Genomic DNA, 14,114 nt, shown 5'->3' with positions numbered 1-14,114 from the left:
CGTCGCGTAGATGGTCAGGCACTTTCGCAGTGACCCGAACGCCAGATCTCCTCGCCCACGCGGCGGCGCCGCACAACAGCAGAGCCCCGAGCCCCCGGACAGTGCAACCGAGCGCCCTGCCGAAAAGCTACAGCCGCGCGACGCCCTCACGGCGGGCAGCCTCCGCGACCGCCTTGGTGACCGCCGGCGCGACCCGCTCGTCGAACGGCGAGGGGATCACCTTCTGCGGCGTCAGCTCGTCCGCGACCACCGCGGCCAGCGCCTTCGCCGCAGCCAGCTTCATCCCCTCGGTGATCCGGGTCGCCCGGACCTGGAGCGCACCCGCGAAGATCCCCGGGAAGGCCAGCACGTTGTTGATCTGGTTCGGGAAGTCCGAACGCCCGGTGGCGACCACCGCCGCGTAGCGGTGCGCGACCTCGGGGTGGATCTCCGGGTTGGGGTTGGCCATCGCGAAGATGAAGCAGCCCTCGGCCATGGTGGCCACCACGTCCTCGGGGACGGTGCCGCCGGAGACGCCGATGAAGACGTCCGCCCCGGCCAGCGCGTCGGCCAGCGAACCCTTCAGCCCGGTCCGGTTGGTGCCGGCGGCGATCTCCGCCTTGACGTCGGTCAGGTCGCCCCGGCCCTCGTACACCACGCCGCGCCGGTCGCAGACGGCCACGTCGCCGATGCCGGCCGCGACCAGCATCTTGGCGATCGCGATGCCGGCCGCGCCGGCGCCGGAGATGACCGCGCGGAGCGAACCGATCTCCCGGCCGGTCACCTTGGCGGCGTTCCACAGCGCGGCGGTGGAGACGATCGCGGTGCCGTGCTGGTCGTCGTGGAAGATCGGGATGTCCAGGGCCTCCTGGAGCCGGCGCTCGATCTCGAAGCAGCGCGGGGCGGAGATGTCCTCCAGGTTGACGCCGCCGAACGAGGGCGCCAGCCGGACCACGGTCTCGACGATCTCGTCGACGCCGGTGCAGGCCAGCGCGATCGGCACCGCGTCCACGCCGCCGAACTGCTTGAACAGGATCGCCTTGCCCTCCATGACGGGCAGCGAGGCCTCCGGGCCGATGTCGCCGAGGCCGAGCACCGCGGTGCCGTCGGTGACGACCGCGACCACGTTGGACTTCCAGGTGTAGTCGTTGACCAGCTCGGGCCGCTCGGCGATGGCGGTGCAGACCTTGGCGACACCGGGGGTGTAGGCGAGGGACAGGTCGTCCGCGTCGCGCACCGGCACCGTCGCCCGGATCTCCATCTTGCCGCCGCGGTGGAGCGCGAACACGGCGTCGACCGGGTCGTAGGTGTCCTGAGTGCTGCTGTGGATGATCTCCGCTGCCACGATGACCTCTTCGTCATGATCAGCGAGGGCGGGCCGACGGACGACCGACCCGTTCGGATACCGAAAAATCCCGGACCCCGCCGAAGCGGGCCCGGAACGGGGTCGGGGCACTGCCGTCGGGCAACGCCCTCGAATGAGGGTTTTTGGGTGTCTCTGCGCTGTGCTTCCGGTCTGCCGAGGCATCGTCCGGTCGGTACCGGAGCATGAGCCTAGGTCGGACTGAGGCATCGCACCTATGCCTTCTTGTCCTTTTAACGCGCATGTCATTCGCCGGTAGGGGCACTCGACGACCCCTGAAATCGGAAGTTCCGGGGGCCCTGCACCGACAACGGCGAGCATGCGCGCACACCCGCAGGAGTGAACACCAGACTCGGAGGGGAGGTGGCGCCTCGAATCCGGAGTCGGCGTCTTCGACTTCCGGTTCTGCGCGCCCCAGGTCTGTCGCGACCTGGCGGTCTGGGTTCTGATCGGGGGTCACCCGATACCCGATTCTGACACATCCGAGACCCGATCCGGCAGGGCGGGATGGCAGGATCCCTGTTCCGGCCACCGACCAGGGCCGTCCACGCCCACGTCGGCGCGGTCCCTCCGGTCCGGCGCACACCCGCGCCCGGCTCGGCGGTCCGGGTGGAACCCCTCTCCCACAGGAGGAGCTCGACCATGCAGCGAACCACCCTCATACCTCGTCAGATCGGCCGCTGCGGAGCGGCCGTGGCGGCGGGGGCCCTCCTGCTCACCGCGTGCGGCGGCGAGCAGAACCGGCAGAAGCCCACCGACGACCCGCGCTCGATGGTCCCGGCCGGGATCAAGGCCGCCGGTGTGCTCCGGATCGGCATCGACCTGAACTACGCCCCGGTCGACTTCAAGGGGACCGACCAGCAGGCGACCGGTATCGACCCGGACCTCGCCGAGGCGGTCGGCCGGGAGCTCGGCCTGCGGGTCGAGTACGTGGACACCGCCTTCGACAAGCTGATCCCCGGTCTGCACGCGAAGCAGTACGACGTGGTGATGTCCGCGATGAGCGACAACCGCCAGCGCCGCGAGGGCACCGACGACGCGGGCGGCCCGGGCGGCCCCGGGCTGGACTTCGCCGACTACTTCATCGCCGGGACCTCGATCCTGGTCCGCAAGGGCAACCCCAAGGCGATCTCCGGCCTGGACGACCTGTGCGGGCACACCGTCGCCCTGCAGCGCGGCACCACCCAGGCGGGCGTGATCGACCGGCAGAACGCCGCCTGCACCAAGGCGGGCAAGCCGCTCAAGGTGAAGCTGTTCGAGAACGACGACCTGGCGCTGGCCGAGCTGGCGGCCGGCCGGGCGGACGCCGACCTGAACGACTACCCGGTGGCCGCCTACGTGGCGCAGCAGCGGGACGGCGGCAAGACCTTCCAGGTGGTCGGTGCCCAGTTGCAGCCGAGCCCGTACGGGATCGCACTGACCAAGGACAGCACCGAGCTGCGCGAGGCCCTGCTGAAGGCGCTCAACCGGGTGATCCGCAGCGGCGAGTACGACCGGATCCTGGCCCAGTGGAACGTCTCGGACGGAGCGGTGCAGAACGCCGTCGCCAACGGCGGGTTCTGACCGGTTGCGGTCGATTGGTCTGCATACTTATACACGGAGTGACAGGGGCACGGGATTGGTCCGGATAGCGGACACTCTGACCCCTCGTTATCCGATTTTGATCTGAATAGTGACCCGATCCCTGACCCCTGATGGCAGGATTCCCACCAACTCGGATCGCTTCAGCCCACCTCGGCGGAGGGTGGCGACAAGCCCCGGCACCCGTACGCCGCCCCCGCGGCGCGCTCCGCCCAGCCTCTCCCACAGGAGGAGACTCCCCCCATGACCGTCCGTAACCCGCGCACCCGCCTCTTCGCCGCCGGCGCCGTCCTCGCGACCGGTTCGCTGCTGCTCACCGCCTGTGGCAGCAGTGGCAGCTCCTCGCCGAGCGGCGCCGCGAGCCCGAGTGGATCCGTCAAGGCCGTCACCGCCGACGCCGCCCTGGCCGCGCTCGTCCCGGCCGACGTGAAGTCCTCCGGCAAGCTGGTGGTCGCGGTCGACGCGTCCTACGCGCCGAACGAGTTCAAGGACGACAAGGGCAACATCGTCGGCATGGACGTCGACCTGGCCAACGCCATCGCGCAGAAGCTCGGCCTGACCGCGACCGTGGAGAACTCCCCGTTCACCGCGATCATCCCGGGCATCTCCGCGAAGAAGTTCCAGCTCGGCATGAGCTCGTTCACGGACACCAAGGAGCGCGAGCAGACCGTCGACATGGTCACCTACTTCACCGCGGGCACCTCGTCCGCCGTGAAGAAGGGCAACCCGGAGAAGGTCAGCGCCGACGACCTGTGCGGCAAGAAGATCGCCGTCCAGACCGGCACCACCCAGGCCGACGCGATCAAGGACACCATCAACCCGGCCTGCAGCAAGGCGGGCAAGGCCACCGTCCCGAACGACGGCGACAAGTTCGACCTGCAGACCGACGTGACCACCGCGCTGGTCTCCGGCCGCGACCAGGTCATGATGGCCGACTCGCCGGTCATCGACTACGCGATCAAGCAGACCAACGGCCAGCTGGAGAAGCTCGGCGGCACCACCGACAGCGCGCCGTACGGCGTCGTGGTGGCGAAGGGCTCGGACCTCACCAAGGCCGTGCAGGGCGCGATCCAGGCCCTGATCGCGGACGGCACCTACAAGTCGATCCTGTCGAAGTGGGGCGTCGACGCCGGTGCGGTCGACAAGTCCGTGATCAACGGCGCCACCAGCTGACCTGTCGTCAGACCTCACTCCCCGAAGGTCCCCTGTGAACTCTCCCGACCAGGGGGTGGCGAAGCAGCCGGCACGGCCCGAGAACATCAAGGCCGTGCCGGTCCGCCACCCCGGACGCTGGGCCGGAGCAGTCGTCATCCTGGTACTCCTGGCGATGCTGCTCCACGCCCTGAAATTCAACCCTGCTTTCCAATGGACTGTCGTCGGCAAGTACCTGTTCGACTCCAGCATCCTGCACGGCCTGGTCGTGACCCTGGAGCTGACCGCGCTCTCCATGCTGATGGGCCTGGTCGGCGGCGTGCTGCTGGCCGTCATGCGGCTCTCGCCGAACCCGCTGCTCTCCGGCGTCGCCTGGCTCTACATCTGGATCTTCCGGGGCACCCCGGTGCTGGTCCAGCTGGTGTTCTGGAACTTCCTCGGCGCGCTCTGGCCGACCCTGTCGATCGGCATCCCGTTCGGCCCCGAGTTCTGGTCCGAGTCGACCAACACGCTGATCCCGGTCTTCACCGCCGCCCTGCTCGGGCTCGGCCTGAACGAGGCCGCCTACATGGCGGAGATCGTCCGCGGCGGCATCCAGTCGGTGGACGAGGGCCAGTCCGAGGCCTCGCACGCGCTGGGCATGAGCCGGTTCACCACCATGCGCCGGATCGTGCTGCCGCAGGCGATGCGGGTGATCATCCCGCCGACCGGCAACGAGACCATCTCGATGCTCAAGACCACCTCGCTGGTCTCGGTGATCGCGCTGGAGGAGCTCTTCCGGGCCGGCCAGAACATCTACTCGCGGACCTTCGAGACCATCCCGCTGCTGATCACCGTCAGCCTCTGGTACCTCTTCCTGACCTCGGTGCTGACCATCGGTCAGTACTACGTGGAGCGGTACTACGCGCGGGGCAGCAACCGGGCCCTGCCACCGACCCCGCTGCAGCGGATAAGGGCACTGTTCCAGGGCCGACACACCCCGCCGGCCGCGCCGGTGGTCAACCCCGGGGTGCACGGCGGAGGTAACTTCTCATGACCGAGCTGACCAAGCAGGACCGGCCCGGGCACCCGATGGTCAAGGCCGAGGGCGTCCGGAAGTCGTACGGGCAGGTCGAGGTGCTCAAGGGCATCGACCTGGAGGTCAGGCAGGGCGAGGTGTTCTGCCTGATCGGTCCGTCCGGCTCCGGCAAGTCCACCTTCCTGCGCTGCATCAACCACCTGGAGAAGATCAACGGTGGCTTCCTGTCGGTGGACGGCGAGCTCGTCGGCTACCGCCAGAAGGGCGACCGGCTCTACGAGCTGAAGGACCGCGAGGTCGCGGTCAAGCGCCAGGACATCGGCATGGTGTTCCAGCGCTTCAACCTCTTCCCGCACATGACGGCGCTGCAGAACATCATCGAGGCACCGGTCCAGGTCAAGGGCGAGGGCAGGAACGAGGCGAAGCAGCGGGCGATGACCCTGCTGGAGCGGGTGGGCCTGGCCGACAAGGCCGACAACTACCCGTCCCAGCTCTCCGGCGGCCAGCAGCAGCGGGTGGCGATCGCCCGGGCGCTCGCCATGAAGCCCAAGCTGATGCTCTTCGACGAGCCCACCTCGGCGCTCGACCCGGAGCTGGTCGGCGACGTCCTCGACGTCATGCGCGACCTGGCCAGGGAGGGCATGACCATGATCGTGGTGACCCACGAGATGGGCTTCGCCCGCGAGGTCGGCGACGCGCTGGTCTTCATGGACGGCGGCGTGGTGGTCGAGTCCGGCCACCCGCGCGAGGTGCTCACCAACCCGCAGCACGAGCGGACCAGGGCCTTCCTCTCCAAGGTGCTCTGAGCCGGACCGCGCCCAGGCGCCCGTGCGATCCCCGGATCGCCGGGCGCCTGCCGCGTTCCCGCCGGAGGTAATACCCTGGGGGCAGCTCAGCCGTTACCGCCCCTGGAAGGACCCCTCGTGGAGCTCGCCGCGTACGCCAACTTCGCCGTTCGGCTGGTGAACAGCGAGGAGCCCGAGCGGGGCACCGACGCGCTCACCTCGGTCGAGGCGGTGCGGGCGCTGTTCGGGCCCTCGTCGCGGGCCGCCGGGCTGGCCGACGAGGCCGACCTGCCCCGGCTGCGGGCGGTCAGGACCAGGCTGCGCGGGGTCTTCGAGGCCGCCGCCGAGGGCGACGAGGTGCGCGGGGTCGACCTGCTGAACAGCCTGATGATCGAGTACCCGGTCAGCCCGCTGGTCTCCGGGCACGACTACCTGGACGACGCCGGGCGGCCGCGCTGGCACCTGCACCTGGCCGACAACGCCCCCACCGCCGCCGCCAACTTCACCGCGGTGGCCTGCATGGGCCTGGCCATCCACCTCACCGAGCTGGGCGCCGACCGGCTCGGCATCTGCCAGGCCGCGCCCTGCCGGAACGCCTACCTGGACACCTCCACCAACCGCTCCCGCCGGTACTGCTCCGACCGCTGCGCCACCCGCGCCAACGTGGCGGCGTACCGCGCCCGCAAGCGCGAGGAGGCCCGCCGGGCGGGCACCGCGGCCTGACCGGGCGTCAGAGGTCCAGATCGACCGGCCGGTACCGGCCGGGCCGGCCCGGCCGGGGCCACAGCCGGGCGACCACCCGCCCGAGCACCAACTCCTCGGCCACCGGCCCGTACTCGCGGCTGTCGCTGCGCACGCCCTGGTTGTCGGAGAGCATCCACCACCCGTCCGGCCGCCGCTCCGCCGCCCGTTTGAGCACCAGCAGCTCCGGCCGGCGGGGGTGCCGGAACAGCGCCACCGCCTCCGGCCGCAGCCGGGCCCCGTACCGGACCAGTACCAGGTCGCCGTCGCGCAGCCGCGGCCGCATCGAGGGTCCGGCCACCGCGACCACCCCGAACGGGACCAGGCCACCGCCCTGCTGTCGCCCCGTCACCCCGACTCCCCCCTCCGCACACCCAAACCAACCCTCTGAGGGTAATCTCAGGCGCGGGAAGACGATCTAAGGAAGGACTCCCATGCGTCTGTTTGCTTCGCGCGTCACCGCGCACGCCCACTGCGACCTGCCCTGCGGCGTGTACGACCCGGCCCAGGCCCGCATCGAGGCCGAGTCGGTGAAGGCCACTCAGGAGAAGTACCAGGCCAACGAGGACCCGGTCTTCCGGGCCCGGGCCATCGTCATCAAGGAGGAGCGGGCCGAGCTGGTCAAGCACCACCTCTCGGTGCTGCACACCGACTACTTCAAGGCCCCGCACTTCGAGAAGTACCCGCAGCTGCACGAGCTGTTCAACAACGCGGGCAAGGCGGCCTCGGCCGCCAAGGCGTCCACCGACCCGGCCACCGGCCAGGCCCTGCTGGACCTGATCGCCGAGATCGACAGCATCTTCTGGGAGACCAAGAAGGCCGCTGCCTGATCCCGGAGCCCACGCTCCTGTGCCCGGCCGCTCCCCGAGCGGCCGGGCACGCGTGTGAGAAATCGCCTTTCCGCTCCCGGTCGGGCCCCGAGTAGGCTCGCCCGTATGATCCGCACCGCCGCAGCCACCGACGTCCCCCTGATCCTCGACCTGATCCGCGAGCTGGCCGACTACGAGAAGGCCCCGCAGGAGGCCGTCGCCACCACGGAACAGTTGACCGAGGCGCTGTTCGGGGCCGCCCCGGCCGTCTTCGGCCTGATCGCCGAGGACGACGAGAGCGGCGAGGCGGTCGGCTTCGCGCTCTGGTTCCGGAACTTCTCCACCTGGCGCGGCACCCACGGGGTGTACCTGGAGGACCTCTACGTCCGCCCGAGCGCGCGCGGCGGTGGCCACGGCAAGGCCCTGCTGACCGAGCTGGCCAGGATCTGCGTGCGCAACGGCTACTCCCGGCTGGAGTGGTCCGTGCTGGACTGGAACGAGCCCTCGATCGGCTTCTACCGCTCGCTCGGCGCCGTCCCGATGGACGGCTGGTCGGTCTACCGGCTGACCGACGGGGCACTGGCCGCGCTCGGCTCCGAGTAGCCGCACCGCCCGCCGGAGTTCGAACAGGTTAGCTCGTTCCCGTGACGACGGTCCCGGATCGCGACAAGCGTCGGTGGATAGCGGTAACGTCACGGGCGGATGCGCGGCGTTCCGACCTCTCCGGTGTGGGTATGACCGGTACGTACCGCACCACCCCTCTGGACAGTTGGGGCGAAGCAGTTGAACCGAGCAACAGGAAGTGCCGCGGCTCCCGAGCCGCAAGCACCTTGCGTCACGCAGGAGGTGAGGGTGTCCCAGATCGACGGCGATCCCGGAGTGAAGGACTTCGTCGAAGTCCGGCTGCCCGCGGCAGGGGCGTACCTCTCGGTGCTGCGGACGGCGACCGCCGGTCTCGCGGCCCGGTTGGACTTCACCCTGGACGAGATCGAGGACCTTCGGATCGCGGTGGACGAGGCCTGCGCCATCCTGCTCCAGCAGGCGGTCCCGGGCTCCGTGCTGAGCTGCGAATTCCGGCTGGTGGGCGACTCGCTGCGGGTCACCGTCGCGGCCCCCACCACGGACGGCCGGGCCCCCGAGCGGGACACCTTCGCCTGGACGGTGCTCTCCGCGCTGGCCGGCGAGGTGGAGTCCTCGGTGGCCGCCGACAAGACGGTGAGCATCAGTCTGCACAAGAAGCGCGGCGGAGCACCGGCAGCGGTGTGACAGCCGCCGGTGTGAGGCCCACCCGCGAAGCCGTACGCCCGGCACCCCACGTGCCGCGCGTACGGCTCCCCCGTACCGCACCGCGGTACACCCCATGTGAAGTGCTCCCGGAACGGAACGGGTGACCGCCGTGAGTGATCTCGACCGCACAGGCCTTGCCGGAAGCCCGGCCATCGCCACCGCCGACGTGACGCTGCCGCCCCAGGTGAGTGGCGTCCCCCCGCAGCCCGCCCGAACCGCCACCGCCGACGTGCACCCGAAGGACACCCATCGGATGAGCCAGCCGACCGATCCGCCGACCGATCCGTCGCCGACGCCGGAGCAGCCACCCGCTGCGGCCGGTGCCGAGGAGGTGCGCCCGGCGGTCCCCGTCCAGGTGCACCGCTCCGGCGCGCCGGACCGGGAGGCCGCCCGGGCGCTGTTCGTCAATCTGGCCGGGCTGCCGGAGGGTTCGCCGGAGCGGTTCGAGCTGCGCAACCAGCTGGTCCGGATGCACATCCCGCTGGTCGAGCACCTGGCCCGGCGGTTCCGCAACCGCGGTGAGCCGCTGGACGACCTGACCCAGGTCGCCACCATCGGCCTGATCAAGTCGGTGGACCGCTTCGACCACGAGCGCGGGGTGGAGTTCTCCACCTACGCCACCCCGACCATCGTCGGCGAGATCAAGCGCCACTTCCGGGACAAGGGCTGGGCGGTCCGGGTGCCCCGCCGCCTCCAGGAGCTGCGGCTCTCGCTCACCACGGCGACCAGCGAGCTGTCCCAGCGGCACGGCCGCTCCCCCACCGTGCACGAGCTGGCCGAGCACCTCGGGATCTCCGAGGAGGACGTGCTGGAGGGTCTGGAGTCGGCCAACGCCTACTCCACCCTCTCGCTGGACGTCCCGGACAGCGACGACGAGTCGCCCGCCGTGGCGGACACCCTGGGCGCCACCGACGAGGCCCTGGAGGGCGTCGAGTACCGGGAGTCGCTCAAGCCGCTGCTGGCCCAACTCCCGCCCCGGGAGCAGAAGATCCTGGTGCTGCGGTTCTTCCGGAACATGACCCAGTCGCAGATCGCGGCCGAGGTGGGGATCTCCCAGATGCACGTCTCCCGGCTGCTGGCCAGGACGCTGGCCCAGCTCCGCGAGAAGCTGCTGGTCGAGGAGTAGGAACGACCACGGCCCGGCACCCCGTCGAGACGGGGTGCCGGGCCGTGCTGTGTCGTGCGTCAGTCGGCGGTCGGCGCGTAGAGCACCTCGGTCACCTTCGGGTTCAGCAGCGAGCCGATCCCGACCAGGCCGAGCAGCCCGACGGCCACCCCGGCGACCTGCATCGCGCCGCCGTTCTGCCACATGTAGTAGGCCACCGGCAGGCAGATCGAGTTGGTCAGCACCGCCGGGCTGCGCCCCCACCGGCGCCCTTTCAGCAGCGCGCGCCCCGCCAGGATCGGAAGCGCCCCCATCAGCAGCAGAATGACGCCGCCGAGCTCGCTGCGGCCCTGCGCCGGTGCGTCCCAGAGGAAGCCGGCCACGATGTCGTAGAGCCCCCAGCCGGCCAGCGCCGCGCCCTGCAGCGCGGTGATCGCGGCGCCGACGAGCAGCGCGGTGGGCCGGGCGGGGCTTGGGGTGATGGATTCAGCGGTCACTCCAGCAGGGTAGCCGCCGCGCTTGGATCACCGACCCGTAGGCTGAGCGCCATGCGCGCTCTCCTGGTCGTGAACCCGAAGGCGACCACCACGAGTGGACGCACCCGCGACGTGCTGACCCACGCCCTGCGCAGCGACCTGGCGCTGGAGGTCGCGCACACCGAGTACCGCGGCCACGCCCGTGACCTGGCCCGGGAGGCGGCCGAGCGCGGGCTCGACCTGGTGGTCTCGCTCGGCGGCGACGGCACGGTGAACGAGATCGTCAACGGGCTGCTCACACACGGCCCGTCCGACCGGGTGCCCCGGCTGGCCATCGTCCCCGGCGGCTCGACCAACGTGTTCGCCCGCACGCTCGGCCTGCCGAACGACCCGGTGGAGGCGACCGGCGCACTCCTGGACGCCCTGGAGCACCGGCGTGAGCGGGCGGTCAGCCTGGGCAAGGCGATGACCGAGGGCCTGCCGGACCGCTGGTTCACCTTCACGGCCGGCCTGGGCTTCGACGCGGGCGTGGTCGGCCGGGTGGAGGCCCAACGGCGGGCCGGACGGAAGTCCACCCACGGGCTCTACGTCGGCCAGGCCCTGCGGCACTACGTTACAGAGCGTGAGCACCGCAGAAACGGCCCCATCAGGCTGGAGCTGAACGGCCAGGAATCCGTGCCGGGCTTGGTGCTGGCGATAGTCTCCAACACCTCGCCGTGGACCTTTCTGGGCAACCGGCCGGTCTTTCCGTCCCCATCCGCATCCTTCGACAGCGACCTCGACATCTTCGGCATCACTCGAATGACCGCGTTCGGCACGGCTCGAACGGTGCGTCAGATTCTGCGCTCGCACACGCCTGCGGACGGCGCCACAGGGCCGGTCGGCCCTACGGGCAAACACCTCGTCTCCTATCACGACGTCCGACACTTCACCTTGGTTTCACAGGAACCGGCCCCGTTTCAGGTCGACGGGGACCACCTTGGAGACAGGAGTCGCGTCAGTTTCACAGGCGTTCGGCGGGCACTGCGTGTGATTGTGTGACCAGAAGGGCCCCCCGCCCTTCTTCTCGAACGCACAAGCCCCCTTCACCCCATAGAAGTACGGGCTGTGAGCTAGGCGACACCGAAGAATCAAAAATTCCTCGCCGAAGGGGGTTGTATCCGAGCCCGAGGTTTGCGAACCTCTACATGGCGATCGGGACACGTCGCAGCGGGACATACCGCGACAGTTCCCTTGATCCGCCCGAACCCCACTTCTGCACAGACCACCCGGGCCTCATGGGCCTTTGGTCCCTTTTGCTGTTGCGGGATTCGTGAAAGCGTTCACATTCACAAGCCACCACGATTGCGTCGACCGGGCCACAGCCCGCCGACCGGAGGAGTTGGACGAACATGGACTGGCGCCACCGCGCTGTCTGTCGCGAAGAGGACCCGGAGCTGTTCTTCCCGATCGGGAACACCGGTCCTGCTCTGCTGCAGATCGAGGAAGCCAAGGCCGTGTGCCGCCGCTGCCCCGTCATGGAGCAGTGCCTGCAATGGGCACTGGAGACCGGCCAGGACGCCGGCGTCTGGGGCGGCATGAGCGAGGACGAGCGTCGTGCGATGAAGCGCCGCGCCGCCCGCAACCGGGCCCGCACCGCCTGACATTCCGTCAGCACCGCCTGATCAACACATGATCAAGGGCTTGGCCGCACCTTCGGCCGAGCCTTCCACGGCACGGACACTTGCTAGTGTTCACTGAGAGCAATACCGTGGAGCTGTGACGCTCACCGTGTGCAAGCACGTGGGGCGAGCGTCGAGCGACACCATAGAGCCCCCGTTCCGGCCGACTCCCCCCGACGGCCGGAACGGGTTGAGAGGCCCTGTCGACCCACCCCCCCGGTCGACAGGGCCTCGTTGCTTTCCTCCCGCGCCTACGGGACGGGGATCTCCAGGACCACCTTGGTGCCGCCCTCCGGGTTGGCCACCATGTCGAAGCTGCCGCCGAGCTCGTTGGTGGCCAGGGTCCGGACGATCTGCAGCCCCAGGTTGCCCGCCGTCTGCGGGTCGAAGCCCTCGGGCATGCCCCGGCCGTCGTCCTGCACCGTGATCAGCAGGTACTCCTCCGGCTTGGCGCCACCGTTCCAGCTCTCGGACCAGCCGGTCCCGGTCGCGGGCGCCCGCCCGCGCAGGGCGCTGACCTCGACGCTGCCGCCGTCCTTCGGGTCGAACGCGTGCTCCAGGGCGTTCTGCAGCACCTCGGTCAGCACCATCGCCAGCGGGGTGGCCACCTCGGCCGACAGGATGCCGAAGCTGCCGGTCCGCCGGGTGGCGACCTTGCCGTCCTGGGAGAGCTCCATCACCATCGCCAGCACCCGGTCGGCGATCTCGTCGAAGGCGACCTGCTCGTCCAGGGTCTGCGAGAGCGTCTCGTGCACGATCGCGATCGAGCCGACCCGGCGGACCGCCTCGTCCAGCGCGGCCCGGCCGGCCGCCGAGTCCATCCGGCGGGCCTGCAGCCGGAGCAGCGCGGCCACCGTCTGCAGGTTGTTCTTCACCCGGTGGTGGATCTCCCGGATGGTCGCGTCCTTGGTCATCAACTCGCGGTCCCGGCGGCGCAGTTCGGTGACGTCCCGGGCCAGCACCAGCGAACCGGTCAAGGTCCCCTTGGGCTTCAGCGGGATCGCCCGCAGGGTCACCACCCCGCCCTGCGCCTCCACCTCGGTCTGCCGGGGCGCCCAGCCACTGGCCAGCTTGACCAGCGCCTCGTGCACCGCGGCCCGCGCCGGGGGCGCCAACTCGGCCGTGGTGCGCCCCAGGTGACTGCCCACCAGGTCCGTGGTCAGCCCGATCCGATGGTACGCGGACAGCGCGTTCGGACTGGCGTAGGTGACCACGCCCTCCGCGTCCAGCCTGATCAGGCCGTCGCCGACCCGGGGCGCCGCGTCCATGTCGGTCTGCTCGACCCCGTGGTACGGGAACGTCCCCGCGGCGATCATCTGGGCCAGGTCGGAGGCGCTCTGCAGGTACGTGAGCTCCAGCCGGCTCGGGGTCCGCACGGTGAGCAGATTGGTGTTCCGGGCGATCACCCCGAGCACCTTGCCCTCCCGCCGGACCGGGATCGACTCGACCCGGACCGGCACCTCCTCCCGCCACTCCGGATCGCCCTCCCGGACGATCCTCCCCTCGTCGTAGGCGGCGTCCAGCAGCGGCCGGCGACCCCGGGGCACCAGATGGCCCACCATGTCGTCCTGGTACGACGTGGGCCCCGTATTGGGCCGCATCTGGGCCACCGACACGTACCGGATGCCGTCCCAGGTGGGAATCCACAGCACCAGGTCGGCGAAGGACAGGTCGGAGAGCAGCTGCCACTCCGAGACCAGCATGTGCAGCCACTCCACATCGGCACCGGTCAGGGTGGTGTGGCGGCGGACGAGTTCGTTCAGCGAGGGCACAGGGCGAGGGTATCCGCAGCGGGCCCCGGGCGGCTTCTCCACTGTGGACCAGACCAATCGCGGGAGCTCTCTGGACAAGCCGGATTGGTCTAGTCCACAATGAAGGAGCACCAAGGAGCCGCCCCCCGCGCAACTGCCCTGACCGCGCGAGGCAGCTCCTCGGTCGGACGCCCCACACCCCGTTGGCCCCGCACAGCCGACGGCCGGTAGAGGCGCCCGACGACAGCTCCGGGCTGCGGTGCCGCACAGGTTGAGGGTCCTGTGTCGGCGCCGTGGCCCGTAGTGCTTTCCCGCCGCGCTCAGCTCTCCGCAGCTCCCGAGGTCGCACTGCCAGGCAGGCGCCCAGCGGTCGACTACCCAGGGGCTCCGGGCTGCGCTGCCAGGC

Annotated in this window: 15 protein-coding genes; 11 read left to right on the top strand and 4 right to left on the bottom strand. The window is 70.2% G+C overall.

Features of this window, described 5'->3' with window-relative positions:
- Positions 1-127: 127 nt before the first annotated feature.
- Positions 128-1,324, bottom strand: coding sequence for an NADP-dependent malic enzyme (locus ACIRPK_RS08515; protein WP_403034834.1), 1,197 nt, complete (start codon positions 1,322-1,324; stop codon positions 128-130).
- Positions 1,325-1,984: 660 nt separating this feature from the next.
- Here ACIRPK_RS08515 and ACIRPK_RS08510 point away from each other — a divergent pair.
- From ACIRPK_RS08510 to ACIRPK_RS08490, 5 genes are all read left to right on the top strand, one after another.
- Complete coding sequence (locus ACIRPK_RS08510) at positions 1,985-2,905, top strand: ABC transporter substrate-binding protein (RefSeq protein ID WP_403034831.1); 921 nt, start codon at positions 1,985-1,987, stop codon at positions 2,903-2,905.
- Positions 2,906-3,166: 261 nt separating this feature from the next.
- Positions 3,167-4,096 (top strand): ABC transporter substrate-binding protein, encoded by a 930-nt coding sequence (locus ACIRPK_RS08505; RefSeq protein ID WP_403034829.1) that lies wholly within the window; start codon positions 3,167-3,169, stop codon positions 4,094-4,096.
- A gap of 34 nt (positions 4,097-4,130) precedes the next feature.
- Entirely contained in the window at positions 4,131-5,111 is a 981-nt protein-coding gene (locus tag ACIRPK_RS08500; protein ID WP_403034827.1) for an amino acid ABC transporter permease, read from the top strand.
- Between the two features lie 35 nt (positions 5,112-5,146).
- On the top strand, positions 5,147-5,899 hold the full coding sequence (locus ACIRPK_RS08495; protein ID WP_403035148.1) for an amino acid ABC transporter ATP-binding protein: 753 nt from the start codon (positions 5,147-5,149) through the stop codon (positions 5,897-5,899).
- A 117-nt stretch (positions 5,900-6,016) separates the two neighbouring features.
- Positions 6,017-6,601, top strand: coding sequence for a CGNR zinc finger domain-containing protein (locus tag ACIRPK_RS08490; protein WP_403034824.1), 585 nt, complete (start codon positions 6,017-6,019; stop codon positions 6,599-6,601).
- A 7-nt stretch (positions 6,602-6,608) separates the two neighbouring features.
- Here ACIRPK_RS08490 and sodX read toward each other — a convergent pair whose 3' ends face one another.
- The gene (sodX, locus tag ACIRPK_RS08485) at positions 6,609-6,971 is read right to left on the bottom strand and encodes a nickel-type superoxide dismutase maturation protease (RefSeq protein ID WP_403034822.1); all 363 of its coding nucleotides are present in this window, start codon (positions 6,969-6,971) and stop codon (positions 6,609-6,611) included.
- Between the two features lie 82 nt (positions 6,972-7,053).
- Between sodX and sodN the strand changes: the two genes are divergently transcribed.
- The 4 genes from sodN (at position 7,054) to ACIRPK_RS08465 (ending at position 9,841) form a co-directional block, all read left to right on the top strand.
- The gene (sodN, locus tag ACIRPK_RS08480; RefSeq protein ID WP_403034819.1) at positions 7,054-7,449 is read left to right on the top strand and encodes a superoxide dismutase, Ni; all 396 of its coding nucleotides are present in this window, start codon (positions 7,054-7,056) and stop codon (positions 7,447-7,449) included.
- Positions 7,450-7,554: 105 nt separating this feature from the next.
- A complete protein-coding gene (locus ACIRPK_RS08475) occupies positions 7,555-8,031 on the top strand; it encodes a GNAT family N-acetyltransferase (protein WP_403034817.1) in 477 nt (158 codons plus the stop codon).
- 249 nt (positions 8,032-8,280) lie between these two features.
- Positions 8,281-8,694 carry an anti-sigma regulatory factor gene (locus tag ACIRPK_RS08470; RefSeq protein WP_403034815.1) on the top strand — a complete coding sequence of 138 codons (414 nt, stop codon included), beginning with the start codon at positions 8,281-8,283 and terminating at the stop codon, positions 8,692-8,694.
- A gap of 274 nt (positions 8,695-8,968) precedes the next feature.
- The gene (locus ACIRPK_RS08465; RefSeq protein ID WP_403035145.1) at positions 8,969-9,841 is read left to right on the top strand and encodes an RNA polymerase sigma factor SigF; all 873 of its coding nucleotides are present in this window, start codon (positions 8,969-8,971) and stop codon (positions 9,839-9,841) included.
- Between the two features lie 59 nt (positions 9,842-9,900).
- Here the strand turns inward: ACIRPK_RS08465 and ACIRPK_RS08460 are convergent, their stop codons facing one another.
- Positions 9,901-10,317 carry a hypothetical protein gene (locus ACIRPK_RS08460; RefSeq protein WP_403034813.1) on the bottom strand — a complete coding sequence of 139 codons (417 nt, stop codon included), beginning with the start codon at positions 10,315-10,317 and terminating at the stop codon, positions 9,901-9,903.
- A 51-nt stretch (positions 10,318-10,368) separates the two neighbouring features.
- Here ACIRPK_RS08460 and ACIRPK_RS08455 point away from each other — a divergent pair, with 51 nt between their 5' ends.
- Both ACIRPK_RS08455 and ACIRPK_RS08450 read left to right on the top strand, forming a co-directional pair.
- Entirely contained in the window at positions 10,369-11,337 is a 969-nt protein-coding gene (locus ACIRPK_RS08455) for a diacylglycerol/lipid kinase family protein (RefSeq protein ID WP_403034810.1), read from the top strand.
- Positions 11,338-11,687: 350 nt separating this feature from the next.
- Positions 11,688-11,939 (top strand): WhiB family transcriptional regulator, encoded by a 252-nt coding sequence (locus tag ACIRPK_RS08450; protein WP_014138019.1) that lies wholly within the window; start codon positions 11,688-11,690, stop codon positions 11,937-11,939.
- A gap of 269 nt (positions 11,940-12,208) precedes the next feature.
- Here ACIRPK_RS08450 and ACIRPK_RS08445 read toward each other — a convergent pair whose 3' ends face one another.
- Positions 12,209-13,729 carry a sensor histidine kinase gene (locus ACIRPK_RS08445; RefSeq protein ID WP_403034808.1) on the bottom strand — a complete coding sequence of 507 codons (1,521 nt, stop codon included), beginning with the start codon at positions 13,727-13,729 and terminating at the stop codon, positions 12,209-12,211.
- Positions 13,730-14,114 lie beyond the last annotated feature (385 nt).

Source organism: Kitasatospora sp. NPDC101801 (assembly GCF_044766665.1).
In the GTDB taxonomy this organism is placed as follows: Bacteria; Actinomycetota; Actinomycetes; order Streptomycetales; family Streptomycetaceae; genus Kitasatospora.
Note: the sequence above shows the minus strand (reverse complement) of the source record. Positions and strands in the feature narration are given on the sequence as shown.

What these genes read in the sequence shown, in the direction of transcription:
- ACIRPK_RS08465 (WP_403035145.1), top strand. Translation starts at nt 8,969, where the DNA reads ATGAGCCAGCCGACCGATCCGCCGACCGATCCGTCGCCGACGCCGGAG.
- ACIRPK_RS08475 (WP_403034817.1), top strand. Translation starts at nt 7,555, where the DNA reads ATGATCCGCACCGCCGCAGCCACCGACGTCCCCCTGATCCTCGACCTG.
- sodN (WP_403034819.1), top strand. Translation starts at nt 7,054, where the DNA reads ATGCGTCTGTTTGCTTCGCGCGTCACCGCGCACGCCCACTGCGACCTG.
- ACIRPK_RS08455 (WP_403034810.1), top strand. Translation starts at nt 10,369, where the DNA reads ATGCGCGCTCTCCTGGTCGTGAACCCGAAGGCGACCACCACGAGTGGA.
- ACIRPK_RS08495 (WP_403035148.1), top strand. Translation starts at nt 5,147, where the DNA reads ATGGTCAAGGCCGAGGGCGTCCGGAAGTCGTACGGGCAGGTCGAGGTG.
- ACIRPK_RS08505 (WP_403034829.1), top strand. Translation starts at nt 3,167, where the DNA reads ATGACCGTCCGTAACCCGCGCACCCGCCTCTTCGCCGCCGGCGCCGTC.
- ACIRPK_RS08450 (WP_014138019.1), top strand. Translation starts at nt 11,688, where the DNA reads ATGGACTGGCGCCACCGCGCTGTCTGTCGCGAAGAGGACCCGGAGCTG.
- ACIRPK_RS08510 (WP_403034831.1), top strand. Translation starts at nt 1,985, where the DNA reads ATGCAGCGAACCACCCTCATACCTCGTCAGATCGGCCGCTGCGGAGCG.